24 protein-coding genes are annotated in these 18,254 nt (G+C 65.7%); 10 read left to right on the top strand and 14 right to left on the bottom strand.

What is annotated here, in order from left to right; genetic code table 11:
- The first annotated feature begins 131 nt into the window (after nucleotides 1-131).
- The 9 genes from F6X61_RS25930 (at nucleotide 132) to F6X61_RS25890 (ending at nucleotide 9,777) form a co-directional block, all read left to right on the top strand.
- Nucleotides 132-2,096 carry a PAS domain-containing sensor histidine kinase gene (locus tag F6X61_RS25930; protein ID WP_153789149.1) on the top strand — a complete coding sequence of 655 codons (1,965 nt, stop codon included), beginning with the start codon at nucleotides 132-134 and terminating at the stop codon, nucleotides 2,094-2,096.
- Between the two features lie 236 nt (nucleotides 2,097-2,332).
- A complete protein-coding gene (locus F6X61_RS25925) occupies nucleotides 2,333-2,788 on the top strand; it encodes a (2Fe-2S)-binding protein (protein ID WP_110993707.1) in 456 nt (151 codons plus the stop codon).
- Nucleotides 2,788-5,034, top strand: a complete 2,247-nt coding sequence (locus tag F6X61_RS25920; protein WP_153789148.1) for a molybdopterin cofactor-binding domain-containing protein — start codon at nucleotides 2,788-2,790, stop codon at nucleotides 5,032-5,034. Before F6X61_RS25925 ends, F6X61_RS25920 begins: the two co-directional genes overlap by 1 nt.
- Before the next feature lie 16 nt (nucleotides 5,035-5,050).
- The gene (locus tag F6X61_RS25915; protein WP_153789147.1) at nucleotides 5,051-6,391 is read left to right on the top strand and encodes a cytochrome c; all 1,341 of its coding nucleotides are present in this window, start codon (nucleotides 5,051-5,053) and stop codon (nucleotides 6,389-6,391) included.
- Nucleotides 6,392-6,493: 102 nt separating this feature from the next.
- Nucleotides 6,494-7,510 (top strand): XdhC family protein, encoded by a 1,017-nt coding sequence (locus tag F6X61_RS25910; protein WP_153789146.1) that lies wholly within the window; start codon nucleotides 6,494-6,496, stop codon nucleotides 7,508-7,510.
- A 100-nt stretch (nucleotides 7,511-7,610) separates the two neighbouring features.
- Nucleotides 7,611-8,189: a hypothetical protein gene (locus tag F6X61_RS25905; RefSeq protein WP_153789145.1), complete on the top strand. Its 579-nt coding sequence runs from the start codon at nucleotides 7,611-7,613 to the stop codon at nucleotides 8,187-8,189.
- 70 nt (nucleotides 8,190-8,259) lie between these two features.
- A complete protein-coding gene (locus F6X61_RS25900) occupies nucleotides 8,260-8,817 on the top strand; it encodes a lipocalin family protein (protein ID WP_153789144.1) in 558 nt (185 codons plus the stop codon).
- 69 nt (nucleotides 8,818-8,886) lie between these two features.
- Nucleotides 8,887-9,192, top strand: coding sequence for an NIPSNAP family protein (locus F6X61_RS25895; RefSeq protein WP_153789143.1), 306 nt, complete (start codon nucleotides 8,887-8,889; stop codon nucleotides 9,190-9,192).
- Nucleotides 9,193-9,231: 39 nt separating this feature from the next.
- Complete coding sequence (locus tag F6X61_RS25890; RefSeq protein ID WP_256671433.1) at nucleotides 9,232-9,777, top strand: hypothetical protein; 546 nt, start codon at nucleotides 9,232-9,234, stop codon at nucleotides 9,775-9,777.
- A gap of 14 nt (nucleotides 9,778-9,791) precedes the next feature.
- Here F6X61_RS25890 and F6X61_RS25885 read toward each other — a convergent pair whose 3' ends face one another.
- The 13 genes from F6X61_RS25885 to F6X61_RS25825 all read right to left on the bottom strand — a co-directional run bounded on the left by F6X61_RS25885 (nucleotide 9,792) and on the right by F6X61_RS25825 (nucleotide 16,652).
- Nucleotides 9,792-10,070 carry a hypothetical protein gene (locus tag F6X61_RS25885; protein WP_153789142.1) on the bottom strand — a complete coding sequence of 93 codons (279 nt, stop codon included), beginning with the start codon at nucleotides 10,068-10,070 and terminating at the stop codon, nucleotides 9,792-9,794.
- Nucleotides 10,071-10,135: 65 nt separating this feature from the next.
- Complete coding sequence (locus tag F6X61_RS25880) at nucleotides 10,136-10,678, bottom strand: EndoU domain-containing protein (RefSeq protein WP_178125891.1); 543 nt, start codon at nucleotides 10,676-10,678, stop codon at nucleotides 10,136-10,138.
- A gap of 82 nt (nucleotides 10,679-10,760) precedes the next feature.
- Nucleotides 10,761-11,543 (bottom strand): glycoside hydrolase family 19 protein, encoded by a 783-nt coding sequence (locus F6X61_RS25875; RefSeq protein ID WP_153789140.1) that lies wholly within the window; start codon nucleotides 11,541-11,543, stop codon nucleotides 10,761-10,763.
- Between the two features lie 85 nt (nucleotides 11,544-11,628).
- Nucleotides 11,629-12,018, bottom strand: coding sequence for a hypothetical protein (locus F6X61_RS25870; protein WP_153789139.1), 390 nt, complete (start codon nucleotides 12,016-12,018; stop codon nucleotides 11,629-11,631).
- Between the two features lie 34 nt (nucleotides 12,019-12,052).
- Entirely contained in the window at nucleotides 12,053-12,286 is a 234-nt protein-coding gene (locus F6X61_RS25865) for a hypothetical protein (protein ID WP_153789138.1), read from the bottom strand.
- Nucleotides 12,270-12,575 (bottom strand): hypothetical protein, encoded by a 306-nt coding sequence (locus F6X61_RS25860; RefSeq protein WP_153789137.1) that lies wholly within the window; start codon nucleotides 12,573-12,575, stop codon nucleotides 12,270-12,272. The genes F6X61_RS25865 and F6X61_RS25860 overlap by 17 nt, the downstream gene beginning before the upstream one ends.
- Entirely contained in the window at nucleotides 12,575-12,847 is a 273-nt protein-coding gene (locus F6X61_RS25855) for a hypothetical protein (RefSeq protein ID WP_110993618.1), read from the bottom strand. Before F6X61_RS25855 ends, F6X61_RS25860 begins: the two co-directional genes overlap by 1 nt.
- Nucleotides 12,848-12,933: 86 nt before the next feature.
- Entirely contained in the window at nucleotides 12,934-13,548 is a 615-nt protein-coding gene (locus tag F6X61_RS25850; RefSeq protein WP_110993617.1) for a DUF2589 domain-containing protein, read from the bottom strand.
- 20 nt (nucleotides 13,549-13,568) lie between these two features.
- Entirely contained in the window at nucleotides 13,569-14,045 is a 477-nt protein-coding gene (locus tag F6X61_RS25845; protein WP_153789136.1) for a DUF2589 domain-containing protein, read from the bottom strand.
- Between the two features lie 217 nt (nucleotides 14,046-14,262).
- Nucleotides 14,263-15,333 carry a helix-turn-helix domain-containing protein gene (locus tag F6X61_RS25840; protein WP_153789135.1) on the bottom strand — a complete coding sequence of 357 codons (1,071 nt, stop codon included), beginning with the start codon at nucleotides 15,331-15,333 and terminating at the stop codon, nucleotides 14,263-14,265.
- A 144-nt stretch (nucleotides 15,334-15,477) separates the two neighbouring features.
- Nucleotides 15,478-15,765: a HigA family addiction module antitoxin gene (locus F6X61_RS25835; protein WP_125463548.1), complete on the bottom strand. Its 288-nt coding sequence runs from the start codon at nucleotides 15,763-15,765 to the stop codon at nucleotides 15,478-15,480.
- Between the two features lie 14 nt (nucleotides 15,766-15,779).
- Nucleotides 15,780-16,058, bottom strand: coding sequence for a type II toxin-antitoxin system RelE/ParE family toxin (locus F6X61_RS25830; RefSeq protein WP_153789134.1), 279 nt, complete (start codon nucleotides 16,056-16,058; stop codon nucleotides 15,780-15,782).
- A 102-nt stretch (nucleotides 16,059-16,160) separates the two neighbouring features.
- Nucleotides 16,161-16,652, bottom strand: a complete 492-nt coding sequence (locus F6X61_RS25825) for an Lrp/AsnC family transcriptional regulator (RefSeq protein ID WP_256671432.1) — start codon at nucleotides 16,650-16,652, stop codon at nucleotides 16,161-16,163.
- A gap of 107 nt (nucleotides 16,653-16,759) precedes the next feature.
- Between F6X61_RS25825 and F6X61_RS25820 the strand changes: the two genes are divergently transcribed.
- Nucleotides 16,760-17,605 (top strand): DMT family transporter, encoded by an 846-nt coding sequence (locus tag F6X61_RS25820; protein WP_256671431.1) that lies wholly within the window; start codon nucleotides 16,760-16,762, stop codon nucleotides 17,603-17,605.
- An 80-nt stretch (nucleotides 17,606-17,685) separates the two neighbouring features.
- On the opposite strand, the gene F6X61_RS25815 is transcribed toward F6X61_RS25820, so the two are convergent.
- Nucleotides 17,686-18,254: GNAT family N-acetyltransferase (locus F6X61_RS25815; protein ID WP_306109415.1), on the bottom strand; the 569-nt coding region annotated here is incomplete at its 5' end.

The following is an 18,254-nucleotide window of genomic DNA, read 5'->3' as shown; positions in this document are numbered from 1 at the left end:
TTTTTTTGCAGGTGTATGTGTTGCGCTGAGCTCGGCAAGGCCGGGGCGCAGCGACTAATCTGAACATTCGATCACCGGGCGCGCACACCTGAGGAGCCCGCCAGACGCACTCGACTTCAGGACGTTTAAAGATGCCCAACAGCCGACCAGAACCCCCGGCAGTCCCTACCTTGGGCCGCGCGCTGTTGGACAGCGAGTTGCGCTTGCGCTTGCTGGCGACCGCCAGCAGCACGGCGATCTACCGCATGAGCCCGGACTGGCAGGCCATGTATCAACTCAACGGCGAGGGGTTTCTGCAAGACGCCACACAACCCGACCCACAGTGGATCGAAACCTATATCCCCCCGCAAGACCGGCCCAAAGTGCTGGCAGCCATCGCCAAGGCGATAGCCGAGCGGGCCATCTTCGAACTGGAACACCGCGTATGGTTGCCAGGCGGCCGCTTCGGCTGGACCCTGTCGCGGGCCGTGCCGATCTTCGACGACCACGGCGAGATCATCGAATGGTTCGGCGCTGCGGTGGACGTGACCCAACAGCACGAAACGATGGCCCGCCTGCGCGAGAGCGAAGCGGCATTCAAGACCATCGCCGACACCGTGCCGCAGTTGGTCTGGGTGACTGACCAGAACGGGCGCTTCGAATTTTTCAACCAGCGCTGGCACGACTATTTCGGCGAAACCGGCCAGCAAGAAGCCTTCCATTGGTATGCCGAAACCTGCGTGCACCCCGACGACATCGCCGCCGTCGAGCAAGCTTTTGCCCAGGCCCGCGCCAGCGGCCAGGTGCTCGAGAGCGAGCACCGCCTGCGCTACCACGATGGCAGCTACCGCTGGTTCATGGTGCGCGCCCAGCCCTACCGCGACCCTGAGAGCGGCGCCCTGCTGCGCTGGTACGGCACCGCGGTGGACGTGCACGACCGCCATGGCGCCGAGCAGCAACTGCGCAGCTTCAACGAAGCACTGGAAGTACAGGTGCAAACCGGCTCTCGCGACCTGCAGGCGGCCGAAGCGCAGATGCGCCAGATGCAGAAGCTCGAAGCCATCGGCCTGCTCACCGGCGGGGTGGCCCACGACTTCAACAACCTGCTGACGGTGATCCGCAACGCCGCTGAGCTGATGCGCCGCAAGCCACTGCCGGCAGAGCGCCAGCAGCGTTACCTGGACGCCATCCTCGACACCACCGACCGCGCCGCCAAGCTCACCAGTCAACTGCTGGCCTTCGCCCGCCGCCAGGCACTGCGCCCGGAAGTGTTCCCGGTACTGCATCAGGTCGAACAGATCGCCGAAATGCTGCGCAGCATCGTCGGCGCGCACATGCAGGTCCTGGTGCAGGGCCCCGCGCAGCCCTGCTACATCGAGGCGGACCTGAACCAGTTCGAAACCGCCCTGGTCAACCTGGTGGTCAATGCCCGCGATGCCATGCAGGGGCAAGGCACCATTACCCTCACCATCGAAACCACCGATGAGCAGGTCACCATCGCCGTGGCCGACGACGGCCATGGCATCGCCGCCGCCGACCTGGAGCGGATCTTCGACCCCTTCTACACCACCAAGGAAGTCGGCAAGGGCACTGGGCTGGGGCTGTCCCAGGTGTACGGCTTCGTCCATCAGTCCGGCGGTGCGATCAGCGTGCAGAGTACCCCCGGCCAAGGCACGACCTTCACCGTATCGTTGCCGGCGGTGGCCGCCCCCGCCCCCGATCTGGCAGCGGCGCCCGAAGCTACCCTGGCCAAGCCCAAGGGCCGCATCCTGGTGGTCGAGGACAACCTGCAGGTGCGTGAATTCACCGCCACCCTGCTGGCCGACATGGGTTACGCCACCTGCCTGGCCCACGACAGCATCAGCGCCCTGGCGCTGCTGGAAGCCGGCCAGCCGCGCATCGACCTGGTGCTGTCGGATGTGGTCATGCCCGGGGTCAGCGGCATCGAACTGGCGCGCACCATCAAGCGCCGCTGGCCCGACATCCCGCTGGTGCTGACCAGCGGCTACAGCCAGGTGCTGGCCGACGATGCGCAGCCTGGCGTGGAGCTGTTGAACAAGCCGTACTCGGCCGAGCAGTTGTTGCGCGCGTTCGAGGCCGCGATCAAGCCGTCCTGAACAGGTGCTGCATGCACCGGCCTCATCGCCCTGACGCACTAGCGCAATCCGCTGGAATGCTTGCCTGATCCTCTGAACCTGCAGGCCCATGGATGGGCAACCCGGCACCCCAGGACTAAAGTTCGCTGAGGTCCGACAACTGTTGCCAACAGAGGCGGCGCCTCGCTGCGCCACCCTGCCCATAACGATCCGCCATCAACCGATGATCAGCACGATGAGCCATGGAGCCCACCATCATGGAACTACGAATCAACCAGAAGACCTACCAGGTTGACGCCGAAGCCGACACCCCGTTGCTGTGGGTGATCCGTGACGATCTCGGCCTGACCGGCACCAAGTACGGCTGCGGCCTGGCCCAGTGCGGCGCCTGTTCGGTGCTGGTGGACGGCAACGTGGTGCGTGCCTGCGTCACCCCAGTGGCCGGGGTGGTGGGCCGCGAGGTGACCACCATCGAGGCGATCGAGGCCGACGCCATCGGCAAGCGAGTGGTCGCGGCCTGGGTCGAGCATCAGGTGGCACAGTGCGGTTATTGCCAGTCCGGCCAGGTGATGGCCGCCACCGCGCTGCTCAAGCACACCGCCAAGCCCAGCGATGCGCAGATCGACGCGGCGATGGTCAACCTGTGCCGCTGCGGCACCTACAACGCCATCCATGCTGCCGTGCATGCGCTGGCCCAAGGGGAGAACGCCTGATGAGCACACGCATCAGCACTCCCGAGGACTTGCTCAAGCTGCCCGTGGGCGAAACCGTCAACCTATCGCGCCGACGCTTCCTCACCGGCACCGCCGTGGGCGCCCTGGTGCTCGGCTTTGGCCTGCCACTGGGCGCGCCACGGGTACAGGCTGCGGCGGCAACCGCCGAGCGCGGCACCCAGGTGCCGGCGTTCCTGGAAATTCGCCCGGACGGCACCATCCGCCTGCTCAGCCCGTTCATGGAAGGCGGCCAGGGCACCTTCACGGCCATGGCGCAGATCGTCGGCGAAGAGCTGGACGCCGACCCCGCCAGCTTCGTGGTCGACAGCGCCCCGCCCGGCGAGGCCTACGTGGTGATGGAAAACGGCATGCGCATTACCGGCGGTAGCATGTCGGTACGCATGAGCTACCCGACCATGCGCCGTCTCGGGGCGCTGGCCCGGGCCATGCTGCTGCAAGCCGCCGCCGAGCAGTTGGGCGTGCCGGTGAGCGAACTGGGCACCGAGCCGGGCAAGGTGATCCACGCCGCCTCGGGCCGGTCGCTGGCCTACGGTGAACTGGCCAGCCGCGCCATGGACCTGCCGGTGCCTGACCCGGCCGGCATCACCCTGCGCGACCCCAGCCAGTTCCGCTGGATCGGCAAGCCGGTGCGGCGCCTGGATGCCTACGACAAGTCCACCGGCAAGGCCGTCTACAGCATCGACGTAAAACTCGACGGCATGCTCCACGCCGCCGTGCAGCATGCACCGCGCCTGGGGCTGACGGTGGGCAGCCTGCGCAACGAAGACCAGGTCAAGGCCATGAAGGGCGTGCACTCGGTGCATCAGCTGCCCGGTGCGGTGGCGGTGGTCGCCGAACGCTGGTGGCACGCCAAACGGGCGGTCGAAGCCCTGCAGGTGGACTGGAAGGCGCCCGGCGCCGACAGCAAGGTGCGGCCGATGCCGGCGGACTTTTCCAGCGCCGCCTGGCTTGAACACCTGGCCAGCCAGCCCGGCACGCCCCGCGACGACGAACATGAAGGCGATGTAGCCGCCGCCCTGGCCAGCGCCAAGAGCACGGTCGAGGCCAGTTACCACAACCAGTACCTCAACCACGCCCAGCTCGAGCCGCCGTCCGCCACCGCGCGGTTCAACCCCGACGGCACCCTGGAGGTGTGGCTGCCCAACCAGGCGCCGGACATGTTCCGCGACGATATCGCCAAACGTACCGGCCTGGACGCTGCGCAGATCACCCTGCACTCGCCGTTGCTGGGCGGTTTCTTCGGCCGCCACTTCCTCTACGACTCGGCCAACCCCTACCCCCAGGCCATTGCCCTGGCCAAGGCGGTCGGGCGCCCGGTGAAGCTGATCTGGACCCGTGAGGAAGAATTCCTGCGCGACGTGCTGCGCCCGGTGGCTGCGGTCAAGTTCCGCGCCGGGCTGGACGCCGAAGGCTTCCCGATTGCCATCGAGGCCGTCAGCGCCACCGAAGGCCCCACCGAAGCCCTGGCCGGCCAGCAGGGTGAGAAACTCGACCCCACCGCCCTCGAAGGGTTGTCTGGCAAGGCCTACGCCATCGCCAACAAGCGCATTGCCCAGGTGTATGTGAAAGGCCCGGCCATGCTCGGTTACTGGCGCTCGGTGGGCAATTCGCTGAACGACTTCTTCTATGAAGCCTTCCTCGACGAATTGGCCGACAAGGGCGGCCACGACCCGTTCGAGCTGCGCCTGCACCTGCTGCGCGACAACCCGCGCCTGACCCAGCTGCTGCAAGCGGTGGGCGAACTGTCCGGCGGCTGGAAACGTGGGCCGTTCACCGCCGAGGACGGCAGCAAGCGCGCCCGGGGCGTGGCCATGGCCTCGCCGTTCGGCTCGGAGGCGGCGGTGATCGCCGAGGTGTCGATCGAAGGGGGCCAGGTGAAGGTGCACGACATCTGGCAGGCCATCGACCCGGGCAGCATCGTCAACCCGGCGATCATCGAGGCCCAGGTCAATGGCGCGGTGGCCTTGGGGCTGTCCCAGGCGCTGGTGGAGGAAGCGGTATGGCTCGACGGCATGCCGAGGGCGCGCAATTACGACCTGTACCCGATCCTGCCGCCTTCGCGCATGGCCCGGGTGCATGTGCGCATTGTCGAGAGCGGCGCGAAGATGGGCGGCATAGGCGAACCCCCACTGCCGGCGGTGGCGCCTGCGGTGGCCAACGCGGTGGCGCGGTTGACCGGCCAGCGCATCCGCAGCCTGCCCCTTAGCCGCTACAGCTTCAGCTGACTCGACAGGACCGCCCATGAACAACCGTCGCTTCGCAACAACCGCGGGCTGGCTGGCCCTGCCGTGCCTGGTCGCGGCAGGCCTGCTGGCCTGGTACGTCACCCGCGAGCCTGCCTCGCCCTTCACCGCCGACACGCCAGTGAACGCCGCGCTGGTCAGCCGTGGCGAGTACGTCGCCCGTCTCAGCGACTGCGTAGCCTGCCACAGCCTGCCTGGCCAGGCGCCGTTCGCCGGCGGGTTGGAAATGGCAACGCCCTTGGGGGCGATCCATGCCACCAACATCACCCCTGATCGCGAGCACGGCATCGGCGCCTACAGCCTGGCCGACTTCGACCGCGCCGTGCGCCACGGCGTCGCCCCCGGCGGGCGCCGGCTGTACCCGGCCATGCCCTACCCGTCCTACGCCAAGCTCAGTGACGACGACCTGCGCGCGCTGTATGCCTTCTTCATGCAGGGCGTGCAGCCGGCCAACCAGGCCAACATCCCCAGCAGCATCCCCTGGCCGCTGAACCTGCGCTGGCCGATCGCCCTGTGGAATGGCCTGTTTGCGCCAAACACGCCTTACGCGCAGAAGCCCGGACAGGATGCGCTGTGGAACCGTGGCGCCTATATCGTCCAGGGCCCCGGCCACTGCGGCAGTTGCCACACCCCACGGGGCCTGGCGTTCAACGAGAAGGCGCTGGACGAGGCCGGCGTGCCCTTCCTCGCCGGCGCCCTGCTCGACGGTTGGTATGCGCCCAGCCTGCGCCAGGACCCCAACACCGGGCTGGGCCGCTGGAGCGAGGCGCAGATCGTGCAGTTCCTCAAGACCGGGCGCAACCAGCACGCCGTGGTGTACGGCTCGATGACCGAGGCATTCAATAACTCCACGCAGTTCATGGCCGACGATGACCTGGCCGCCATCGCCCGCTACCTGAAATCGTTGCCGGGCGACCCGCAGCGCGACGGCGCGCCCTGGCAGTACCAGGCCGTGTCCGCCACCGACCGCCTGGAGGCGCCCGGCGCGCATACCTACGTGACCCGCTGCGCCAGCTGCCATGGCCTGGATGGCCAGGGCCAGGCCGAGTGGATGCCGCCGCTGGCGGGCGCCACCTCGATGCTGGCCAGCGAAAACGCCTCGGCGATCAACATCACCCTCAACGGCTCGCAGCGCATCGTCGCCGCCGGGGTGCCGGATGCCTACCGCATGCCGGCGTTTCGTGAACAGCTCAATGACCGGGAGATTGCCGAGGTGCTGAGTTTTGCCCGCGCAACCTGGGGCAACCAGGGCGGCGCCGTGGACGCCAAGGCGGTCGGCAAATTGCGTGAACATACCGACCCGGCCAGCAGCAGCCCGATCATTTTGCATATGCGCTGAAACCGCCTTCGCGGGGCAAGCCCGCTCCCACGTTGTGTCATCGAGTGGGAGCGGGCTTGCCCCGCGAAGGCCCTGTCATGAGTTAGCGAGGCCACGAACACCATGGAAAGCATCGACCTGCTGGTCCTGCGCACCGCCCACGACTGGCTCAAGGCCAATCACCGCGTGCTGCTCGCCACTGTGGCCCGTACCTGGGGCTCGTCACCGCGCCCGGTGGGCTCGATGATGGCCCTGCGCGGTGATGGCCGGGTGGTTGGCAGCGTCTCCGGCGGCTGCATCGAAGACGACCTGATCCAGCGCTATACCAGCGCCCATGGTGGCCCCGGGCTGCCCGACAGCGCCCCCGAGGTGCTCCGCTACGGCATCAGCGCCGACGAGGCGCACCGCTTCGGCCTGCCATGCGGCGGCACGCTGGAACTGATCCTCGAATTCAACCCCGAACCCCAGCTGTTGCAGCATTTGCTCCATCAGCTCGACAGCGGTCAACTGGTCCGGCGCGACCTTGCCCTGAATGACGGCAGCGTCACCCTCCAGGCCAGCGCCACCCCGGCACAATTCAGCTTCGACGGCCAGCACATGCGCAACACCCTCGGCCCCGGCTACCGCATGCTGCTGATCGGCGCCGGCGCGCTGGCCGAATACCTGGCGACCATGGCCCTGTTCAACGGCTTTCGCGTGACGGTGTGCGACCCGCGCCCTGAGTACCTGGCCAGCTGGGCGGTGGCCGGTGTCGAGCACCTCGCGGGCATGCCGGACGACGTGGTGCGCGCCTTCCGGGCCGACCTGCGCACCTGCGTCATCGCCGTCAGCCACGATCCCAGGCTCGACGACCTGGCCCTGCTCGAAGCCCTGCACAGCCCGGCGTTCTACGTCGGCGCCATCGGTTCGCGGCGCAACAGCCAGTTGCGTCGCGAACGGCTGATCGAGCATTTCGGCGAGACCGAACAATCGCTTGAGCGCCTGCACGGGCCGATCGGCGTCTACATCGGCAGCAAGACCCCGGCGGAGATCGCGGTCAGCGTGATGGCCGAGGTACTGGCGGCGAAGAATGCGGTGCCGGTGCCGACTGTATCGCGGGGCAAGTCGCAGCAGCGAAGCGCCGCTCACACGCCGGCCTGAGGCCACAGCGACACCAGGTCGCTCACACACTGGCCAACCTGTGACTATGCTTGAACCTCGCATGCTACTCACCGGTATCGATCACAAGGAAGACAGGCCAATGAATCCAACCCGTTCCCTCGCCCGCGCCATTGCGCTCGCCTCGTTAGTGTCCGCCGCCAGCTTCACCGCCCACGCCGCCCAACTGCCCATCGCCAGCGAAGCGCTGGAAAGCCATGTCAGCACCCAGGTTACCGCCATCGACCAGGCCAACCGCCAGGTCACCGTCAAGGGCCCGCACGACAAGGACGTGACCTTCCAGCTCACGGAACAAGCCAAGGCCCTGCCCAACCTCAAGGTTGGCGACAATGTCGACATCTACGTGACCCGTGCCGTCGCCTACGTGCTCAACACCAACGTCGGCGGCGCACCGAAAGCCTCGGAAGAGGCCGGCACCATCCGCGCCACCAAGGACAACCCCAACCCCGGTGGCGAAGCCTTCCGCCAGGTGAAGGTCACCTCGCAGATCAAGAAGATCGACCTCAACACCCACGAAGTCAGCCTGCTGCCGCCGGAAGGCAAGCTGCAGGTGGTCAAGGTGGAAGACCCCGAGCTGCAAAAGCGCATGAAGAACCTCAAGGTCGACCAGACGGTGGACGCCATCTACACCGAAGTGCTGCGCATAGAAACTTCGCGTTGATCCGGTAAAACCTTTTGCCCGGCCTGCGCATCGAACATCAGGTGACCCTTCAGCTTGCCAGGAGGTACCCATGACGATGCGCACGGCTTTGCTGCTGTCCTGCCTGACCCTCGCAGTGGCCGGTTGCTCCAGCTCAACCGAGCAACACCTGCCGCCCCCCACCACCGAGCAAGTCGACCTGCAACGCTACCAGGGCACCTGGTACGAGCTGGCGCGACTGCCGATGTTCTTCCAGCGCAACTGCGTGCAGTCCGAAGCGCACTATGGGCTGCGCGCGGATGGCCGGATCGACGTCGACAACCGTTGCAAGGAAAAGGACGGCCAGTGGAACAGCGCCCACGGTATCGCCCAGACGCAGGTGCCCGGGCGCACCGACAAGCTGTGGGTACGCTTCGACAACTGGTTCAGCCGCCTGGCGCCCGACCTGACCAAGGGCGAGTACTGGGTGCTGTACCACGACCCGGACTACCGTGTGGCATTGGTCGGCCACCCCAACCGCGAGTACCTGTGGCTGTTGTCGCGCAGCCCGACGGTCAGCAGCCAGACCCGCGAGCAACTGCTGCAACGGGCACGCGAGCAGGGCTACCCCACCGATCAGCTGATCTGGCGCCAGGCAGACGCCCCGTAACGCCCATCGACGCCTGCCGCCGCCCCCTGTAAGGTGAGCCTCCCCGGCTCACCCAAAGGATTGCGTGCAATGATCACCTGCCACCTCAAGTACATCATCGACCCGTACCAGATCCCGGCTTTCGAGGCTTACGGCGAGCTGTGGATTGGCCTGGTCAATCGCATGGGCGGCACTCACCACGGCTACTTCCTGCCCAGCGAAGGCGCCAACAACGTCGCTTACGCCCTGTTCAGCTTCCCTAGCCTGGCCACCTACGAGCAGTACCGCATCGCTTCAGAAACCGACCCCGAGTGCATCGCCGCCTTCGCCCTGGCCACCGAGCAGCGTTTCATCCAGAGCTACGAACGCAGCTTCCTGCGGCCCGTGCACGGCTAAGCCCATGGCAAATATCCCTCGCAAAGCAAGGAACGCAACGTGAAGAATCTCGCAAGAACATTGGGTATGGCTGGCCTGGGGCTGTTACTTGGCTGCACGCCGGGCCAACGCTTGCCGTTCGATGTGCCATACGGTCACTACGAGAACTTCCTGCGTGAATACGTGGGCGACCGCGGTCAACTGACCTGCCAGGTGAGCATCGAGCAAAACCACACCGGCGACAAATGGGTGCCTTCGGTGATTCTTGCCGCCGCCCAGGACGAGCGCGAAGACTACACCCTGTTCCTGTCCAGCTCACCGCAACGCAACGGCAGCGATCAGCGCACGTTCCACCTGCGCACCTTCGTCAACGCAACGGCCGTCATCAGCGATCACTTCCTCAACGCGCCCAATCGCAACGACCAGTACGGCCTGCGCCTGGCCTGGCATGCCGACGGCTCGATCAGCTACCAGGTCGACAACGGCGATGGCTGGACGCCCAAGGCAACGGTGCAGAGCCCTGGGTTCAAGGTGCGCCATGTGAGCGCCCACGCCAGCGGCGTCAAAGGGGTCGCGCACTGCGTGGTCAGTGACAGCGATGTGTGAAAGGGGCAGCCCGGTCAGGCGCCGGGCTGCTCCTTCCATGCCTGCAGTGCCTCGATGAAGGTAGCCAGCGGCAACCGCACGGCAGGCCAGTCTTTGACATAGTGGTGTTTGATCAGCACGTCGTCATCTTCGAACGCAACCTGATAGGCATTGCCGCTGTAGGCCTCTACCAACCGGTTGCTGCGCGCGGCCAGGGCCTTCTCGAGCAGGTGCGCAAGGGCCGCGGCAGTGACCTCTTCGTCGAGAAACTGTTGCAGGCCGGCATCGGTCGCAGGGGGCGTACGTGGGGACATGGCGGGTTCCTTCTGTCTTCGAAACGGAAAAAGGGCCGCCACGGCCCTTTTCCCTGGCCTTGATTTCAATACGCAGGATAGGCCGTTCTGACCACGCTGCCACCGACGCTATCCAGGAAGCCGACAATGTCGAATGACACCGCAGGCGTACCCGCGCCGCAGCTCGCCCCCGACGGGCCGGTGAAGCGGGTGCCGTTCAACGAAGTACGGTTGTTATAGGCGTTCTGGATAGCGGCAACCACATTGGCCTGGGTGCAGGCGTCCGGGAACATTGTGGAAATGGTCTTGGTGCGCGTCTGCCCTGCCTGGGTGATGGTGAAGTTGTTCAGCGCGTAGATCCCGGCAGGCATTGTCGGCGAAACGGTGACAGTGGTAGCCGGGGTGGTCGCGGCGCTGTTGGGCATCGTGCCGCCGGGGCGGCTATGCAGGCCTTTGGCGGCGCCACCGCTGACCTCGCCGCAGAATACATGCTGCTGGTCGACCGCAGGATTACCCGCCGAATTGGCCTGCGGGCAGGCCACCGAAGTTTGCGCGAAGGCCAGGCTGCCGATGACTGCCAGGCCGGCCAGCGCGGCGCGCGCATGTGGGAACACGAAAGTCTTTTTCATCATGAAGCTCCTTTCTTGCGGTTACAGGACGTTGTCGTCCTCGGGCTGCGCCACAGGCGGCGCAAAGGGGTGAACTGAAGGTTCAGCCGAGCAGCAGCCACTTGGCCCGGGCCAGGTAGGCGGCGCGGTCGTCGAGGCCGTTGAAGCCGCCGTTGATGCGCCGGGTGATCTCGCGCAAGTTGTCCTGGTCGGCCCAATCGTTGAGCTTGCGGGTCATCCAGAACCAGCCGGCGACATCCACCGCCAGGGCCGGGTCGGTACTCACCAGGGCGGGGTCGTCCTTGGCTTCGAAATCACGCTTGCAGTACTGGCCGTACTGGCGGTAGTTGGCGCGGCCGGTCAGCTGGATCAAGCCGCGCCCCTTGAAGCGAGGGCCATCGCCGGGCTGCAGGTTGCCCAGGTCCTTGCGCCCGTCGTAGGCGCTGCCCGAGGCGAGCTCTTCGGTGTAACGCAGGCAGCCGCTTTCATGGGCGATCTGCGCGAGGAAGTGGGCGATCCGCAGCGGCGTATCGATGGCGTAACGGCCGAACACGTCGAGCATCGGTTGCGTGAAGGCGTCGATGCGCGCACCGCTGGCGTTGATCATCACCGCCCACAGCTTGGGTGCCGCCAAGCCGGCAGGCAGGCCGGTGCGCAGGGCTGCCATGGTCGCATCGTCGGGTTTGACCGGTTGCCCGGGCGGGGTGCCGATGGCTTGCTGGAAGCTTGCCAGGGCACTGCGCGAAGCCGCGCCCCACTGGCCATCGGTAGCGAGTTTGCAACTGAAGCCGCGTTGCCCGCTGTTGAGGTTGAGCAGCAGCTGCAAGCTGCGGACATCGGCGCTGGCGTTGTTGCCACCGGGGCCAACACTTTGGGTGATGCACATGGTCTGCTCCTTTTCGCAGGCAAGCCGCTCCCCGTGAGGCCGCGGGAGGGCCCTGCCTTGTCAGCGAATCAAAGGGTTGGTGGGGTTACTTGGCGGGTGGCGCCAGCGTGAGGCTGTAGGCCAGCTTGTTGGCCTGGGTATACAGCTGTACCTGCAGGCCGTCGGTGCCGCGCTGGGCCTGCAGATAGCCGAGCGTCAGCGAGACGCACCGGCCGGGGCCGCTGCCTGCGAGGCTATAGGTGCTGACCGGCCCGTCGGCACCGTTGAACTCAAGGCCAAAGCCACACTGCCATTCGCCTTTGAAGCGAACCTTGCCGGCGATGTCGCCAAGCCCTGCGCTGGAATTGATGTTCAGCAACACCGGTACAGGCCGGCCGTTGTCCTTGAGGGTTCCCTGGTACTGGTCGTCGGCCCAGGCCGAAGCCAGGGTGGCCAGGGCAACCGCGCCAGCCAGTGATGCAGCCAGATGTTTCATGATCACGCTCCTTGTCTATCAGTGATTGCCTGCTTCAGAACCCCAAAACCAGCCCGGCCCACTTGGCGACGGCGCGCGCCAGTTCAGGCGCTACCAGGCCCAGCGACACCAGCCCCGTCAGCAGCACCGCACCCAGGGCGCAGAGCAGCCGTTTGGGCACCGGCCGCGGCGCCGTCTGGTCGGGTTTGTCGCGCAGGATCGAACGCAGGGTCTGGGTCTCCTGCCGGGAAAGCAGCAGCCGCATCGAGCGGTCAGTTCGCTTGGGCATCGCCGTGGCTCCCGTAGTGTCCGACCAACTGGCCGTCGAGGTGCACGACGATCGCTTCGTTTTGGTTACCCGGCACCTCGATGCTCAGGGCGTGCAGTGCCTGCGCTTGCTGTGGTTCAGCACCGATGCGCAGTGCCAGCGTGTCGTGCGCATCGCCCGCTTCGACGGTGGCCGCAAGCTGCACCTGCATCGAGACGATCTGCACTCCCGGCCAGCGCAGGCCGGTGACCCGCTGCGCGCAGCGCATCGACTCGGCGAGGGTCTGAATGAAGTCTTGCAACTGTTTCATCACGAGGCCTCCTGGTCATCGGCCAACCAGAACGGCCGGCGACTGAAGCCCACGTGGTAGATCAGCGATTGCAGCACCACCTGGTGCTCGCCGATGTTGAGCAGGTTGAAGGTTTTCTCGATGCCGACGATGCGCCCTTTCGGCGGTTCGCTCAGGCAGCGATTGAGCAGCGCGGTCTGCGCCTGGATCACTTCGTGCGACGTCAGCTTTTCCGGATCGGTGCTGCCGACGACGATGCGTTTCACATATCCCACGTCCGTTAGATCGAACATCACGGAGCTCCCTTTCCGGAAAAGACTGACGGCCAACCCCTGTCAACGCTCAAGCAATCAGGCGGTTGGCAGTGTGCCGCCGCCCCTTACTGCTGGGTGATGGCTTTTGGCGCAACCGACTGGGCAATCATGTCGAGCACCCGCGCCAGGCCTTCGGGCATGCCGTCGTCGGCCGCGTGGACCTCGACGTGGTACTTGGCCGACTGGTCGGTCGAGCGGGTGTTCTCCTTGTGCGAGGACACCGAGCCCGAAATGTTGACCTTGGCGCTGAACGGCCCCCAGCCGACACTGGCCTCGGCCGACATCGCCGCTTGCGCGTCGGTGGCCTCGCGTGACTGCTCGGAGTTCTTCACTTCCATGTCGAAGGTGATGTCCACCTTGTTGATCGACAGGTTCGGCACCTTGACCACCGCCAGCAGCGGTACTTCAAGCTCCACCCGCTCCATCGGGATGGTGCCGTCGTCGGGCTTGCTGGTGGAGGGGCGGTCGAAACGGAAGCTGACCGTGCGCACGTCGCCCACTGCGTTGGGGTCGGTGTTGTTGGGGTCAGGTGGCGGTGGCAGGAAGCCGATCACCTTGATGAAGTCGGCGGTGGCATTGGCCAGGCGTACCTGTGCATCGCAGGCGGCGGTCAGCGGGCCGCCGATCAGGTCGCCCATGGGCAGGCCGCGGAACTGGTCACCCATCGAGAAGTTAGCCATGTTTGTTTCTCCTTCCTGGATCAGATCAATTTATCGAGGTTTTGCAACAGCCGAGCCATCCCCTCCGAAGGGGGCTGGGTTTCGACTTTGAGGGTGACGCGCGCCAGCGGCCCGCCTTCACCATTGCGGCGAACGCCCATATCGACGTTCAGAGGCGTGTGGGACTCGCTCGGCCAACCCGAGCCGTCATCGCCTGGGGCGGCAGCGACGGTTCCGTCGTCGGCGTTCAGGCCAACTTCGAACGAAATCTCCATGTCTTTAACCGACATCAGCCGAGCTCCCACGAGGGACAGCAGCGGCACGCGCACCACACGCTCTTCGCCGTCCTTCGCCTCAGGCGAATGCGAGGGCAGGCGCACATCGATGCTGATCGGCCGATTGTCTTCGTCGAAGTACTGGCGCACGGTGGACACCTGGAAGCGCTGGATCTTGTCCTGCGCCTCGGCGACCGCGCCGGCGATGCTCTGGATGAGATGGTGAAGGGATTGGTTCGCCACGTCAGACGCTCCTTGTCACGTTGGGTACCGATGCCATCCTGGCGACTTCGCTGAGCCTGCACACTGGGGCTTTCACGCACCAGGGACGGCACCGGGTGGAGGAAGGGTTGGGTTACCGGGTGAGCTCAGGTTACGAGCAGGCCCACGGGGTGTCCTGAGGCGCACGTCCCGAAAACCTGGCTGTACGTCCCAAAACAGGTAGCGCTGGCACGTTGTCTCAATGGCAGGCCAGCTCGCTGATCCACTGCGCAAGCACGGGCCCTTCACCGATCGGCGCCATAAGCCGGGCATGGGTTGGCAACTCGCCGCGCTGAAGCGCCGTGCGCGCCGAAGTCGGGGACAGGCCGAACGCTTTGCGGAACACCCGGCTGAAGTGGGCCTCATCAGCAAAACCGTTGGCGTAGGCCACGTCGCCAATGCGCCGGTCCCCATTGCCGGCTTCGCCGAAGGCCAGCAGGCAACGCCGCAAGCGGCGTTGCAGCACGTAATGGCGCACCCCGCCGAAACGCTCGAACGCCCGGTAAAGCTGGCTGCGCGAGGTGGCCAAGGCCTTGGCCAGCACGGCGGGGCTGAGGTCGTCGCGGTGCAGGTTGTGCTCGATGTACAAACGTGCCCGGCGGCCCAAGGTCGTCGGGCCGGGCTGCGCAGTGGCAGGTCGGCTGCCGGCCTCCTTGGCCAGGCATGCAGCCACCACCGCCAGTATCGGCAGGCTCAGGCGCACGCCATCATCCTGGCCAAGGCCCGGCGCCGCCACGGCCAACGCCTTGAGTACGCCGGCCAGCAAGCGGCCGTTCGCGCTGCCTCGGCGCAGGACCAGGCCGTGCAACTGGTTTGCCTCGAACGCCAACAGCGCCGTACGCGGAACCAACAGGCTTATGCCCTCGCCTGCCGCGGTGCGCAAGTCCGCCGGCTGCGTCAGGTCGAGCACTGCTACATCGCCCGGCCGTACCCGCAGCCCGTTGCCCGCCACCAGCCCGCGCTGCAGCGGTACGTGCAACAGATAATGGTCGAGGTCGCAGCACCTCAGGCGCAGGTGGTCGCGCCGATAGCGAGCGCCGTCCAAATGGCCGCTGCACAGCAGAAAGCGATTGAAGTGAAAGACCTGCAGCGACGCGTCGAAAGCGCCCTCGCCTGCTGCGCTGGTGTTGAACAGCGCATCGGCGGTCTGGCGCCAGGTGGCGAAGCGCTCGTCCGCCGGCAGGCCGTGGGTTGTGGTGTGGACAGCAGGTAGGGGCGTGTCGCGCAGAGCGTCGTTACGGGTAGTTTCTTGTGAAGCGGTGCATTCCATAGTGCCGACTCATCTTCCATAGGTGAGTCGGAAAAGTGGTTCACTTCTGAAAAGTCATGCAGCTAAAGACCAGCAAGAGAGCCAGTCAATTCGTTACATCGTGTAGGAAGAAAGCCCGAGGCGTTCGTCCCGGGCTTGGCGTTTTCAGGCAGCCTGATGAAGCCGCGTGATCACCGGTTGCTGGCGCTGCCGCGCCTGCCAGATGTCGTAGTCGACCTGAATGGTCAACCACAGCCGCGCGGTGCTGATGCCGGCCATCTCCAGGCGCACGGCGAGGTCGGGAGAGACGGCCGCCCGGCCATGCAGTACACGGGACAGCGCTTCGCGGGAGAAGCCCAGGTGCGCAGCGAAGGCCTTCACCGTCAGGCCCAGTGCGGGCAGCACGTCCTCGCGCAGGGTTTCACCGGGGTGAGGCGGGTTGAACATAGCCATGGAAAGCCTCCTGATCAGTGATAGTCGAGGTAATCGACCAATTCGACATCAAAACCCGCAAAACGAAACACCACCCGCCAGTTACCTGACACGCTGACCGACCAGAAGCCGGCCAGCCCGCCCTTGAGCGGGTGCAACTGCCAGCCCGGCACACTCATGTCGTCGGCGACGAGAGCACTGTCGAGAAACTGCAGTTGGCGCCTCAAGCGAAGGGCGTGGGCAGCCTGGATGCCGCGGGTGTTGCCCGTTTCGTGGAAAAGCCGCAGTCCTTTGTGGCGAAAGCTGATGATCATGGGGCGCGCCGTATCCGTTCAGTGCGAGAGGCGCGAGTGTGACCCCATGAGTCACAGACAGCAAAGTATCATGTGTGACTCAATGCGTCACATACATTGTTGCTACCCGGCATCAGCCTGGAACGCCACCTCCAACCCTACCTTGACCTTGTCCAGCACGATCAGCGTGCGGTAGGTCTGGATATCGTCGTTGTCGGCAAAATGCTGCCGGACCAGCTTTTCGAAATGCGCGACGTTGCGCGCCAGCATGACGATGATGAACGACACCCCGCCGCTGACGAAGTAGCACTGCTGCACCTCCGGCACTGAAGCGAAGTAGCGCTTGGCGCGGTCCATCACCAGCGAGCGGTCGTCGCACAGGCGCGACTCGACGATGGCGGTGAGCTCCTGGCCCAACGCCTCCGGGGCGATGACGGCGGTATTGGCAAGAATCACTCCACTGGCTTCGAGCTGGGTGATGCGCCGCTGCACGGCGGGGGTCGACAGGCCGATAGCCTCGGCGATCACCCGCTGCGAGGTCTTGTTGTCCTGCTGCAGCATGCGCAGGATCGCCTGGTCGAAGCTGTCGAGCGGGCGCTTGGGCAAAACATTCATGTTCAGGGTCCGAAAAAAGCAATTCACTCATCCTGCGGCGCGTTATACAGCCAATGCTTCGGGGCCGACGCAGTAGAATCCTGCCACGAATCTGCGTGGAGGTCGTTGTGCGCCAAGCCAACCCGGGGGCATTCACCCCCATCCTTGCTGCCCTGCTGGGGCTGGTGTCAGTGCAATCGGGCGCCGCCGTCGGCAAGGCCATCTTCCCACTGGTGGGGCCGGAAGGCGTGGCTGCGCTGCGCCTGGGCCTCTCGGCGCTGATTCTACTGATAGTGCTGCGCCCGTGGCGCATCTGGCGACAAGCCAACCTGCGCGACCTGGTCGGCTACGGGCTGATGATGGGTTTGATGAACCTGCTGATCTACCGGGCGTTTTTGTACATCCCGGTGGGCATCGCGGTGTCGATCGAAGTGATCGGCCCACTGGGCGTCGCATTGTTGAACTCGCGGCGGCGCATCGACTTGCTGTGGATCGCCCTGTCGGTATTCGGCCTGGTGCTGCTGCCCTGGGGTGCCGGTGCAGACGGGTTGGACCTGCGCGGCGTGGCCTATGCCCTGGCCGCCGCACTGGCCTGGGGCCTGTATGTGACCTTGGGTACTCGGGTGGCAATGCATGGCCGCCAGGCGGTGGCCAGCGGCATGCTGGTGGCGGCGTTGCTTGGGGTGCCGCTGGGCACCCTGCAAGCCGGCAGCCAGCTGCTGCAGCCCACGGTACTGGCCGTGGGGCTGGCAGTGGCATTGCTGTCCAGCACCCTGCCCTTCCTGCTGGACATGTTCGCCATGCGCCACCTGCCGCCGAGCGTGTTCGGCGTGCTGCTCAGCGCCTCGCCGGCCGCCGGGGCGATTGCCGGCTGGCTGGTGCTGGGGGAGACATTGAGCCTGCTGCAGTGTGCGGGGATCGCAGCGATTGCGGCGGCCTGCGCGGGGGCTGCTTTGGTGGGGAGGGCAAGGTAGCGGGGGCGCTTAGCAGTGACCTTCCTGTGCTGGCCTCATCGCCGGCAAGCCGGCTCCCACAAGTGAAACGCTGGCCCTGGTTACAGCAATGATTTACGCATGAACACCCGTTCAAACCCGTCCTGCGCAGCCCGATGCGTCTCGTGATAGCCCAGCCGGGCATAGATTGCGATGTTTTCGGTCATCCGCTCATGGGTATAGAGCCGGATCGCCTCGCTTCCTGCGGCGCGGGCATGTGCCTCGCAGAAGTCCATCAGCATCCGCCCGATGCCCTGCCCTTTGCACGCGGGCAAAACGGCGACGTTCACCAACAGCAGCTCGCGCCCCTCGCGGCGCATGACCAGTAGCCCGACGATGCGTGAGGCCAGCGTGGCAACGAACACATCGTCCTCGCGCACGACCTGCTGGTAATCGTCGAGCATCGGTGCCGGTTCGCGACCAATTCTGGCGATGTAAGGGCCGTAGGCTTCGCTGACCAACGTCGCGATGGCGTCGGCATCCTCGACGACGGCCTGTCGTAGGGTGATTTTGCTCATATTGGGTGAGGGCCACCAAGTGTTCGCCGATGTTTTTGCAGCGCCTATCAGATCGAGCGCCGCCCGCGCGGCGCTTCGCGGGTAAACCCGCTCCCACAGTTTATTTCGGGCCA

This window comes from Pseudomonas sp. EMN2 (genome assembly GCF_009650555.1).
GTDB classification, from domain to species: Bacteria; Pseudomonadota; Gammaproteobacteria; order Pseudomonadales; family Pseudomonadaceae; genus Aquipseudomonas; species Aquipseudomonas sichuanensis.
The sequence above is the reverse complement of the archived record's forward strand: the minus strand, read 5'-3'. Positions and strand labels throughout refer to the sequence as shown.

What these genes read in the sequence shown, in the direction of transcription:
- F6X61_RS25920 (WP_153789148.1), top strand. Translation starts at nt 2,788, where the DNA reads ATGAGCACACGCATCAGCACTCCCGAGGACTTGCTCAAGCTGCCCGTG.
- F6X61_RS25900 (WP_153789144.1), top strand. Translation starts at nt 8,260, where the DNA reads ATGACGATGCGCACGGCTTTGCTGCTGTCCTGCCTGACCCTCGCAGTG.
- F6X61_RS25910 (WP_153789146.1), top strand. Translation starts at nt 6,494, where the DNA reads ATGGAAAGCATCGACCTGCTGGTCCTGCGCACCGCCCACGACTGGCTC.
- F6X61_RS25835 (WP_125463548.1), bottom strand. Translation starts at nt 15,765, where the DNA reads ATGGCTATGTTCAACCCGCCTCACCCCGGTGAAACCCTGCGCGAGGAC.
- F6X61_RS25825 (WP_256671432.1), bottom strand. Translation starts at nt 16,652, where the DNA reads ATGAATGTTTTGCCCAAGCGCCCGCTCGACAGCTTCGACCAGGCGATC.
- F6X61_RS25925 (WP_110993707.1), top strand. Translation starts at nt 2,333, where the DNA reads ATGGAACTACGAATCAACCAGAAGACCTACCAGGTTGACGCCGAAGCC.
- F6X61_RS25905 (WP_153789145.1), top strand. Translation starts at nt 7,611, where the DNA reads ATGAATCCAACCCGTTCCCTCGCCCGCGCCATTGCGCTCGCCTCGTTA.
- F6X61_RS25860 (WP_153789137.1), bottom strand. Translation starts at nt 12,575, where the DNA reads ATGAAACAGTTGCAAGACTTCATTCAGACCCTCGCCGAGTCGATGCGC.
- F6X61_RS25930 (WP_153789149.1), top strand. Translation starts at nt 132, where the DNA reads ATGCCCAACAGCCGACCAGAACCCCCGGCAGTCCCTACCTTGGGCCGC.
- F6X61_RS25875 (WP_153789140.1), bottom strand. Translation starts at nt 11,543, where the DNA reads ATGTGCATCACCCAAAGTGTTGGCCCCGGTGGCAACAACGCCAGCGCC.
- F6X61_RS25840 (WP_153789135.1), bottom strand. Translation starts at nt 15,333, where the DNA reads ATGGAATGCACCGCTTCACAAGAAACTACCCGTAACGACGCTCTGCGC.
- F6X61_RS25850 (WP_110993617.1), bottom strand. Translation starts at nt 13,548, where the DNA reads ATGGCTAACTTCTCGATGGGTGACCAGTTCCGCGGCCTGCCCATGGGC.
- F6X61_RS25880 (WP_178125891.1), bottom strand. Translation starts at nt 10,678, where the DNA reads ATGAAAAAGACTTTCGTGTTCCCACATGCGCGCGCCGCGCTGGCCGGC.
- F6X61_RS25855 (WP_110993618.1), bottom strand. Translation starts at nt 12,847, where the DNA reads ATGTTCGATCTAACGGACGTGGGATATGTGAAACGCATCGTCGTCGGC.
- F6X61_RS25865 (WP_153789138.1), bottom strand. Translation starts at nt 12,286, where the DNA reads ATGCCCAAGCGAACTGACCGCTCGATGCGGCTGCTGCTTTCCCGGCAG.
- F6X61_RS25895 (WP_153789143.1), top strand. Translation starts at nt 8,887, where the DNA reads ATGATCACCTGCCACCTCAAGTACATCATCGACCCGTACCAGATCCCG.
- F6X61_RS25885 (WP_153789142.1), bottom strand. Translation starts at nt 10,070, where the DNA reads ATGTCCCCACGTACGCCCCCTGCGACCGATGCCGGCCTGCAACAGTTT.
- F6X61_RS25830 (WP_153789134.1), bottom strand. Translation starts at nt 16,058, where the DNA reads ATGATCATCAGCTTTCGCCACAAAGGACTGCGGCTTTTCCACGAAACG.
- F6X61_RS25915 (WP_153789147.1), top strand. Translation starts at nt 5,051, where the DNA reads ATGAACAACCGTCGCTTCGCAACAACCGCGGGCTGGCTGGCCCTGCCG.
- F6X61_RS25870 (WP_153789139.1), bottom strand. Translation starts at nt 12,018, where the DNA reads ATGAAACATCTGGCTGCATCACTGGCTGGCGCGGTTGCCCTGGCCACC.